Source organism: Streptomyces sp. NPDC102402, from assembly GCF_044765765.1.
Classification (GTDB): Bacteria; Actinomycetota; Actinomycetes; order Streptomycetales; family Streptomycetaceae; genus Streptomyces.
Map to the genome: position 1 here is coordinate 1,558 of NZ_JBIWKR010000040.1, position 3,299 is coordinate 4,856.

General features: G+C 56.4%; 1 rRNA gene. It reads left to right on the forward strand.

The features are described from left to right. The first annotated feature begins 151 nt into the window (after positions 1-151). Positions 152-3,277 (forward strand): 23S ribosomal RNA (locus tag ACIRJR_RS37035). Positions 3,278-3,299: the final 22 nt, after the last annotated feature.

Genomic DNA, 3,299 nt, shown 5'->3' on the forward strand with positions numbered 1-3,299 from the left:
GGTCGGGTCGGGCACGCTGTTGGGTATCTGAAGGTACGGGCTCGTTGAGTCTGGATCTTCGGTTGCCGGCCCCAGTGCACTCACCTGTAAGGGTGGGGTGATGGGTGGCTGGTCGTTGTTTGAGAACTGCACAGTGGACGCGAGCATCTGTGGCCAAGTTTTTAAGGGCGCACGGTGGATGCCTTGGCACCAGGAACCGATGAAGGACGTGGGAGGCCACGATAGTCCCCGGGGAGCTGTCAACCAAGCTTTGATCCGGGGGTTTCCGAATGGGGAAACCCGGCAGCCGTCATGGGCTGTCACCCGCTGCTGAACACATAGGCAGTGTGGAGGGAACGAGGGGAAGTGAAACATCTCAGTACCCTCAGGAAGAGAAAACAACCGTGATTCCGGGAGTAGTGGCGAGCGAAACTGGATCAGGCCAAACCGTATGCGTGTGATACCCGGCAGGGGTTGCGCATGCGGGGTTGTGGGATCTCTCTTTCACAGTCTGCCGGCTGTGAGGCGAGTCAGAAACCGTTGATGTAGGCGAAGGACATGCGAAAGGTCCGGCGTAGAGGGTAAGACCCCCGTAGCTGAAACATCAACGGCTCGTTTGAGAGACACCCAAGTAGCACGGGGCCCGAGAAATCCCGTGTGAATCTGGCGGGACCACCCGCTAAGCCTAAATATTCCCTGGTGACCGATAGCGGATAGTACCGTGAGGGAATGGTGAAAAGTACCGCGGGAGCGGAGTGAAATAGTACCTGAAACCGTGTGCCTACAAGCCGTGGGAGCGTCGCTGGCAGCACTTGTGCTGTCAGTCGTGACTGCGTGCCTTTTGAAGAATGAGCCTGCGAGTTAGCGGTGTGTAGCGAGGTTAACCCGTGTGGGGAAGCCGTAGCGAAAGCGAGTCCGAACAGGGCGATTGAGTTGCACGCTCTAGACCCGAAGCGGAGTGATCTAGCCATGGGCAGGTTGAAGCGGAGGTAAGACTTCGTGGAGGACCGAACCCACCAGGGTTGAAAACCTGGGGGATGACCTGTGGTTAGGGGTGAAAGGCCAATCAAACTCCGTGATAGCTGGTTCTCCCCGAAATGCATTTAGGTGCAGCGTCGTGTGTTTCTTGCCGGAGGTAGAGCACTGGATAGGCGATGGGCCCTACCGGGTTACTGACCTTAGCCAAACTCCGAATGCCGGTAAGTGAGAGCACGGCAGTGAGACTGTGGGGGATAAGCTCCATGGTCGAGAGGGAAACAGCCCAGAGCATCGACTAAGGCCCCTAAGCGTACGCTAAGTGGGAAAGGATGTGGAGTCGCAGAGACAACCAGGAGGTTGGCTTAGAAGCAGCCACCCTTGAAAGAGTGCGTAATAGCTCACTGGTCAAGTGATTCCGCGCCGACAATGTAGCGGGGCTCAAGCGTACCGCCGAAGTCGTGTCATTCATACACATATCCCCAACGGGAGTATGGATGGGTAGGGGAGCGTCGTGTGCCGGGTGAAGCAGCCGCGGAAGCGAGTTGTGGACGGTTCACGAGTGAGAATGCAGGCATGAGTAGCGATACACACGTGAGAAACGTGTGCGCCGATTGACTAAGGGTTCCTGGGTCAAGCTGATCTGCCCAGGGTAAGTCGGGACCTAAGGCGAGGCCGACAGGCGTAGTCGATGGACAACCGGTTGATATTCCGGTACCCGCTTTGAAACGCCCAATACTGAATCAGGCGATGCTAAGTCCGTGAAGCCGGCCCGATCTCTTCGGAGTTGAGGGTAGTGGTGGAGCCGACGAACCAGACTTGTACTAGGTAAGCGATGGGGTGACGCAGGAAGGTAGTCCAACCCGGGCGATGGTTGTTCCCGGGGTAAGGGTGTAGGCCGTGTGGTAGGTAAATCCGTCACACATTAAGGCTGAGACCTGATGCCGAGCCGATTGTGGTGAAGTGGATGATCCTATGCTGTCGAGAAAAGCCTCTAGCGAGTTTCATGGCGGCCCGTACCCTAAACCGACTCAGGTAGTCAGGTAGAGAATACCGAGGCGTTCGGGTGAACTATGGTTAAGGAACTCGGCAAAATGCCCCCGTAACTTCGGGAGAAGGGGGGCCATCACTGGTGATCCGATTTACTCGGTGAGCTGGGGGTGGCCGCAGAGACCAGCGAGAAGCGACTGTTTACTAAAAACACAGGTCCGTGCGAAGCCGTAAGGCGATGTATACGGACTGACGCCTGCCCGGTGCTGGAACGTTAAGGGGACCGGTTAGTGCACTTTCGGGTGTGCGAAGCTGAGAACTTAAGCGCCAGTAAACGGCGGTGGTAACTATAACCATCCTAAGGTAGCGAAATTCCTTGTCGGGTAAGTTCCGACCTGCACGAATGGCGTAACGACTTCTCGACTGTCTCAACCATAGGCCCGGTGAAATTGCACTACGAGTAAAGATGCTCGTTTCGCGCAGCAGGACGGAAAGACCCCGGGACCTTTACTATAGTTTGATATTGGTGTTCGGTTCGGCTTGTGTAGGATAGGTGGGAGACTTTGAAGCAGCCACGCCAGTGGTTGTGGAGTCGCCGTTGAAATACCACTCTGGTCGTGCTGGATGTCTAACCTGGGTCCGTGATCCGGATCAGGGACAGTGTCTGATGGGTAGTTTAACTGGGGCGGTTGCCTCCTAAAGAGTAACGGAGGCGCCCAAAGGTTCCCTCAGCCTGGTTGGCAATCAGGTGTTGAGTGTAAGTGCACAAGGGAGCTTGACTGTGAGACCGACGGGTCGAGCAGGGACGAAAGTCGGGACTAGTGATCCGGCAGTGGCTTGTGGAAGCGCTGTCGCTCAACGGATAAAAGGTACCCCGGGGATAACAGGCTGATCTTCCCCAAGAGTCCATATCGACGGGATGGTTTGGCACCTCGATGTCGGCTCGTCGCATCCTGGGGCTGGAGTCGGTCCCAAGGGTTGGGCTGTTCGCCCATTAAAGCGGTACGCGAGCTGGGTTTAGAACGTCGTGAGACAGTTCGGTCCCTATCCGCTGTGCGCGTAGGAATATTGAGAAGGGCTGTCCCTAGTACGAGAGGACCGGGACGGACGAACCTCTGGTGTGCCAGTTGTCCTGCCAAGGGCATGGCTGGTTGGCTACGTTCGGAAAGGATAACCGCTGAAAGCATCTAAGCGGGAAGCCTGCTTCGAGATGAGTATTCCCACCACCTTGAGTGGTTAAGGCTCCCAGTAGACGACTGGGTTGATAGGCCAGATGTGGAAGCCCGGTAACGGGTGGAGCTGACTGGTACTAATAGGCCGAGGGCTTGTCCTCAGTTGCTCGCGTCCACTGTGTT